Source organism: Bradyrhizobium sp. Mp19 (assembly GCF_029952935.1).
Taxonomy (GTDB): domain Bacteria; phylum Pseudomonadota; class Alphaproteobacteria; order Rhizobiales; family Xanthobacteraceae; genus Bradyrhizobium; species Bradyrhizobium elkanii.
Genome location: NZ_JASAUT010000127.1, coordinates 1 through 6,609 on the forward strand (window position 1 = coordinate 1; position 6,609 = coordinate 6,609).

At 60.4% G+C, this 6,609-nt stretch carries 4 protein-coding genes and 1 pseudogene; 1 reads left to right on the forward strand and 4 read right to left on the reverse strand.

Features of this window, described 5'->3' with window-relative positions; genetic code table 11:
• The first annotated feature begins 854 nt into the window (after nt 1-854).
• Nucleotides 855-1,115 carry a hypothetical protein gene (locus QJT82_RS44750; protein ID WP_125459168.1) on the forward strand — a complete coding sequence of 87 codons (261 nt, stop codon included), beginning with the start codon at nt 855-857 and terminating at the stop codon, nt 1,113-1,115.
• 778 nt (nt 1,116-1,893) lie between these two features.
• Here QJT82_RS44750 and QJT82_RS44755 read toward each other — a convergent pair.
• The 4 genes and pseudogenes from QJT82_RS44755 to QJT82_RS44770 all read right to left on the reverse strand — a co-directional run.
• A pseudogene (locus tag QJT82_RS44755) lies at nt 1,894-2,082 on the reverse strand (carotenoid biosynthesis protein); the annotation flags it as partial.
• A gap of 336 nt (nt 2,083-2,418) precedes the next feature.
• Entirely contained in the window at nt 2,419-3,954 is a 1,536-nt protein-coding gene (locus tag QJT82_RS44760; RefSeq protein WP_026192333.1) for a peptidase S10, read from the reverse strand.
• Nucleotides 3,955-4,233: 279 nt separating this feature from the next.
• On the reverse strand, nt 4,234-4,863 hold the full coding sequence (locus QJT82_RS44765) for a UPF0149 family protein (RefSeq protein ID WP_233475738.1): 630 nt from the start codon (nt 4,861-4,863) through the stop codon (nt 4,234-4,236).
• Complete coding sequence (locus QJT82_RS44770; RefSeq protein ID WP_018269968.1) at nt 4,860-6,416, reverse strand: IS66 family transposase; 1,557 nt, start codon at nt 6,414-6,416, stop codon at nt 4,860-4,862. The genes QJT82_RS44765 and QJT82_RS44770 overlap by 4 nt, the downstream gene beginning before the upstream one ends.
• Between the last annotated feature and the right edge of the window lie 193 nt (nt 6,417-6,609).

Consider the following 6,609-nt stretch of genomic DNA (forward strand, 5'->3'; position numbering starts at 1 on the left):
AAGGCGGACTTCTCTTGCTTCGGGTATCATCCCGACCTTGAATCACGACTCACGTTCCAAGAAAAGTGGGTACTAGCCAGAAACTCGGTTTCCAGCTCACCTCATACTCGGCTTGCATGGCCTTCCAACAGCTTCCAGCAAAAGGAGCTCGAGGGAATTCGCGAGGGCGGCCGCTTTTCAAGTCCAGACGGGGTAAGGCGTGACGGTAGCAGGGCGATTGACCGGCCACCTAGCCACACTTCAGGCTGCCGACCAACCTATGGTCGATCCTAGTCTCGAGGACATCGTGGGCATCTAAATACCCCTCGGCCCGCTTCTTGGCCTCTTCGTCACTATGGCACTATGGCTGGTGAATTCATGGGTAACCCGCGCGGCTCTTGCCGCATCGACCGCGAACGCCACGTGCAATCTAAGTCCTTTGACCATTCTCGTTCATTGGATCGATCGGCAGGACGTTCCAAGCCGGCGCGGAATTTCAAGGAATGACGGATGCAACGAACGTCTGGAGACTGCTCGCTCAATCCGAATGCGCAGATTCACATAGTACAATTGACTTGCATGCCGATGGCGAGCCTAATTGATGGGTTGCAAGGCTTACAGAGAGAACCAGTGAATTTTGGAACGCCTGCGCAGGCCAGATTTATCGTTCGAATGGGGACCTCTGGCTGGATGGTTTATGATCGAGAACGCAAGGGACCAGCGCTGATAAAGGACAGCCACCTGGCCGAGAAACTGACGAGGGAACAGGCTGAACACATAAAAGAGAGCCTGACGAATACTCAGGGCAACGACCAAACTTAGTCCTTCGTCCATGGTGCTCGGTTGGCGCCCGCAATCCAGTAAGGGTCAAATCCTTGAGCCTCGATTGGGCAAACGCAGTCCCGGTTCTCGTGATCGCTGCCGGCCTCGCGCTGGTGCTTGTCGGCCTCATCGGCATAGTCCGGCGCCGAGGTCCCGAGCGACGCCACGCAGTGCAAGCAAAAGAAGATGTGTCCGGATCCAGCGAGCCGCCAAAATCCCCGAGCGCCAAAAAGCGGCACAAGAAAGCGCGGCCTGCTGAAGACTCTCCCGCGAAGGACCTGGAGGCCCGGCCAGCCAATGAAGAAGAAAACTGACTGGCACAAACATCTAGCTCTGCACCCAGCCCGAAGAGACAGGATCTTCACAGCCGCTATCGCCGCAATGCTTACGACGCTCGCTCGATGCACGGACGAGTTCGTATTCGCACACAGCAGGATTCGCCAGGACGCCTGAAGGCAGGGAGGAGTCGTAAAATCCGCATTGGCCGCATCCTGCGAACCGCGCGACTCAAGCTGACCTGATATCAATGGCGACGCCTAGTAGGTGTCATTTACGACACGGAGCCGCCGTGATGTAAGAAAGTGCTGTGCAAGACGGTTCTCATCTCGCTCTGGAGCGATGCTGGGTGAATGGACGCCAGATCGAGAATTTTCTTCATGGCTCGAATCCTCGCGACGCGGAAGCGTTGAAGCCAGCTTGCACCGCATCCGACAAGCCAATAGGGCCGCCGCCTGAACTGGGCCATTTCGCATTGCTCGCACAGCAGCCGCATTTTCTTCAAGGAAGGCATTTGCCGAGAATATCGATCTGGGTGTCTTCCAAAAACCTGCAGGGACAGAAGTGCGCCTCATGTCCAATCCTGCTTGGAACAAGCTCGCAGGCCGTGTCCGCCCGAGTCCCGGCCCCGGGGGGATCCCGTTAGCCATCCCGTCGCTTGACGGCGCCAAAACAAAACCCCGGGCCCGAACTTTTCCGCGAGCGCGATGGTCAATTTGTCCAATTGGCTCACGACGAACCCAGCGACGACTGGCCAGAGCGATCAGTTGAAAGGCCGATCGAGCTGACGATCGGCGCCATCAAGTAGGATCGGCGTCACTGTCCACGAAAAATAGCCAGCCCGAACCAGAACGGTCCGATGATGAGTGGAACGAGGCCGATATGGGGGAAATCCGCGCCCAGCTCGAAATGATAGCTGCCGAAGGGAAAGCCCGTAGCGATGCCAAGGCTTTCCATCGTGAGCGCAATCGAGCTGCACGATGCAAACAGGATTGAGGCTCGGCGCGGACCATAGGCAAGAGCGGCGGATCAGCGCGCAGGCGATGAAGATCGCCGCGAACGCTTGCGCGAGCGGATTTGCATTCCAGGAAAAACCGATTGCGGCTGCGAGAATGCTGGCGATAGAAGCCCAAAGTGCAATCTCCTGTCCAGAGCCTGTTGTCCGAAATACCGTCTCGTCTCGTTGTGTTTGCCCCATCGTAAGTGACGGCGCACACGACGAATCGTAGCCGGCGTCTCGCGCCTCGAAGCGGGCGCTAGGACTTCTTCTGCACTCGCTGAGAGAATGTGACTGCGCGCGCCGGAACACGAGCTTGCTTGTGATCAAGTTCGTCGCCGGCACTACTTCATCATCGCTTCGACCTCTGTACGAAACGCTTGACGCGAACTGTCCCGCGAATAGAACATGTGGCCGCCGGGAAAAACGACAAGTTTGACGCGCGGAGCCGAGGCAAATGGCGGCAATTGATCGAGCAGGATTTGTGATTCGAAATACGGCGTGACGAGGTCAAACAGGCCGTGCCCGACCAGCAATTTCATGCTCCGATCCGTTGCCAGGATTTGGCGTAGCTCCGAGAGCGACTCGGGTGGGGTGCGGCCGAAGTCCCAAGATTGGACGACGGTGCCGTTCAATAGCTCATAGGAGCCGTCGGGCCGCCAGTTAAGCTTGCGCGTCAGGAGATCGACAGTGGCGCTGGTCAGAGGCGCCAGTAGTGTATCGCTCGAGGGATCCCCGGAAAGGTGAAGATCCGACTCCGGATATGGATCTATGCCATGCACCGAGGCGTCATAATTGCCGATGAGCTTGCCGTTCTTACGATCGAATTCACGGCGGAATTCGGCTAGGTCGAGGCGGCCCGCGAGCCGGCGACTCACCGCTTGGTCGATGCCGGTCAGCGCCGCAGCCTTATCGGCCAGACGCATGGTTGCTTCCTTGTCCGCCTGGCCCTTGATGAGGTCGACCAGATACTCCCCGCGTGCATAAGCTTCCACGTCGGCGAGATCGGCTCGCTTTACCGGACCTTCTGCTTCACGCAGGGTAGCGACATAGCTCGGCAGTCTTGCGACGTACTGCAGCAGGCTCGTGTGGGCAAACTGGCTGGAGTCGAATCTTGGCGAGACCATGATCAGCCCCTTGACACCTATGCCCTGCCGCATCTGCAACTGGTGCACAACCTTTGGCCCGCGAATGCCCCCATAGCTTTCACCTACGATGTATTTCGGCGACAACAGCCGGTCATGCTTTTCGAGCCAACGGCGGACCACCAGCGCGAGCGAGTTGACGTCGCCCTCAACGGAGAAGAACCGCTTGCGCGCGTCATCGCTGGTCCCCACGAAACGGCTGTAGCCGGTGCCGACCGGGTCGAGAAACACCAGATCGGTGAAATCGAGCCACGTTTCCGCGTTTGGCCTCGCCTCCGGAAATGTCGATGGCGTGACCTCGTCAGCATTGATCGGCAGCCGCCACGGTCCCGCATTGCCGAGCTGCAGCCAGGCCGATGATGAGCCCGGTCCGCCGTTGAAAAAGAATGTTACCGGGCGCATGCCGCGATCGGTGCCGTCGAGCTGATAGGAGGTATAGACGATGTCAGCCTGCGGCTCGCCCTTGTCGTCGAACAACCGGATGGAGCCGGCGGTCGCGACGAAGGCAAGCGTCCGTCCAGGGAGCTCAAGCGTGTGTCCGGTGCTGGAGTCCGGCGGCAGGCGATGCGGCTCAGCAGCAGACGGCATACTCGTTTGGCCAGCGCCACTCTTTTGGCCGGACCGCATCGTGACCTGGGCGGGCCGCTGTGGATCGTCGGCTTGCGCGCTCCCAATTACCCCGCAGGCAAACAGGATCAGTGCAAGAGAAGTACGGTACAGTGCGATCAGCTGCATCGGGTTTTCCTGGTCCGGCGCGCACCTTGGTACGCGAGACATGCCGTCAAAACGGCCTTACCAGTAGCTCATGCCGGGCAACTACAAACCCACTAGATCCAGTAGGGACGACCACCGTGCCGCGAACTGGAATGGGATTTCCTCTTCCGGAAGCTGGGCGGCCTAACAGCATCCGCAGTCCATTGAAGTCGATCTCTTTCCACTTGTACTAATCCCTCATTTTCCCCTCTTGAGCGGCTTTTCAAACGTAACCGGCATGAACTCCCACGTCTGCAGTGATCAGCGCGCGCGAGCGTAGCGGGTCGGCATCCAGTACTGGCGCATGGCCTCGACGACGTCCGGAATGTCGGTATGGGCGTTGCGCAGGAATTCCTCGGTCTCGCGGCCTTTCCTTGGTGGTCCAAGCAGTGGACGCCCCTGATCGTCGACGCAATGCAGCAGGATGGGCAGGAGCAAGCCGTGGTTTATGTTGCGGATGTCGAGCAGCGGGGTCCATGCCGATAGTCTCAGCCGCATGGCGGCATGGAATCCCTGGCACCACGGCCGCGCATCAACGTCGCCATTCGGCTTGCGGGCATGGGTGGGCGCGAACCGATGTGGCGCGGTGGAAAGAACGTTACTAATGTCGTTGTGGCGCAGCGCGACGGCCGAAATCGCAGCGAACTCAGGCGTGCCGCCATGGTTGAACGCATCGGCGTCGATGGCGAGTAACGGACAGATCCAGTCGGGCGGACTTATCGACACCGGCCCGGCCACGATCGCGGCGACATAGCCGTCGAGCATAGGAAGACTCGTGGCGATGGGATGCTGCGCGGCGCGAGCCTGCAGCCAAGGCTCAAGTTCGTCGAGCGGCATCGCGGCTGCCGCCATCGATGATGAAGATGATGATGAATGGCGGCGCCGGCTCATGCAGCCTCCCGTGCGCTGAGCTCGCGGGCCTTCCAGTTCCAGGCGAGAAGTTCGCGCAACTGGTGGCTCTTGGTCTGGCCGGAGATGATGCGCTCCAGCACATCGGCCAGATAGACCTGCGGATCGAGTTCATGGAGCTTTGCCGTATTGACCAGCGATGCGAGGATTGCCCAGCTCTCAGCACCGCTCTCGCTGCCGCTGAATAATGAGTTCCGCCTTCCCATCGCAATCGGGCGCATTGAACGCTCGACAGTGTTGCTGTCGACCTCAACGCGGCCGTCGCGGAGAAACAGCGTCAGCCCATCCCAGTGATTGAGCGTATAGTTGATAGCCTCCGCCAGCTTCGACTGGGAGAACAGCTGGTCGAGCATCGAGCTCAGTCGCGCCTTCAGCACCTCCATCAGCGGTGCGGCCCTGGTGCGGCGGGCGGCAAGCCGCTGTTCGGCGCTCGAGCCGCGGATCTCGGCCTCGATGGCGTAGACCGCTTGCAGGCGCTCGATCACTTCGTGAGCGAACGGCGACTGCATCGTCTTGTACACTTCGACGAATTTGCGTCGGGCATGGGCGAGACAAAAAGCGAGCTGGATCGCGCCGCCATGACCGCGGGCAAGCGCTTTGTAGGCGGCATAGCCATCCACCTGCAGAATGCCGGAGAAGCCGGTCAATTGCCCGGCGATCTCCTCGGTGCCGCGGCCATCGGCAAACACATAGGCGACCGCCGGCGGCGATGGGCCGCCCCATGGGCGATCATCCATCGCATGCGCCCAGAACTGGCAGATACGAGTGCGATGTCGTCCGGGATCGAGCACCGGCATCGGCGTCTCGTCGCAGAACAGCCGCGGCGAAGCCTGGATCGTCCGCAGCTGAAGCTCATAAAGGCTCTTGAGCCACCATGCCGCACGCTTCACCCAGCCGGCGAGCGTTGCGCGGTCGAGATGAATGCCCTGGCCAGCCAGGATCTGCACTTGGCGGTACAGCGGCAGATACCAGGCGAACTTCGAGACCACCACGTGAGCCACGAGTGCCGTCGATGCCATTCCGCCTTCAACCAAACGCGGCAGCACCTTCGCCTGGACCACGCCGTCGGTGCAACCGCGGCAGGCGTATTTGGGACGAACCGTGCGTAGTACCCGCAGGATCGCCGGGATCACGTCCAGCACCTCGCTCACATCCTCGCCGATCCTGTGCAGAGCGCCCTGACAGCACGGGCACGCTGTCGTGTCCGGCTCGAGCACCTGCTCGCAGCGCGGCAAATGCTTGGGCAACGCACCGATGTTGCGCCTCGCCTTCTTGCGCGGCTTCCCAGCCGGCTTCGTCGCAGGTAGATCGTCGTTGGCTGACGCAGGTGGTGTGACGCCGGTCGCGAGATCGTCCAGTTCGAGCGCGAGCTGCTCGGCCACGATCGCCACCAGCCGCTCCGAGCGCTTGCCGAAGATCATCTCCTTCAGCGTCTGCATCGCCACACGCAGCTTCTCGTTCTCGGCGTCAAGCGCGAGCACCATCTCGGTCAGAGCCGCTGCGTCGGTCGGAAGAGCTTCGGGGCGAATCGCCATGATCGAACGATATATCCGCGCATCACAGGCTCCAGCAAAATCTTCGCCTCTCAGCCGACAACGGCCGGCTGCTTCACAGGCTTGGGTGAGACACGCGTCCACTCCAGCCCGTCGAGCGAGGGCACATCGAAATATCCCCTCTGGGGAGTCTGACGAATCACCTGCCATCGAAGTTACAGTGTGCGAACCGACG

Coding starts and splice junctions, on each gene's coding strand:
- QJT82_RS44770 (WP_018269968.1), bottom strand. CDS start 6,416: ATGGCGATTCGCCCCGAAGCTCTTCCGACCGACGCAGCGGCTCTGACC.
- QJT82_RS44760 (WP_026192333.1), bottom strand. CDS start 3,954: ATGCAGCTGATCGCACTGTACCGTACTTCTCTTGCACTGATCCTGTTT.
- QJT82_RS44765 (WP_233475738.1), bottom strand. CDS start 4,863: ATGAGCCGGCGCCGCCATTCATCATCATCTTCATCATCGATGGCGGCA.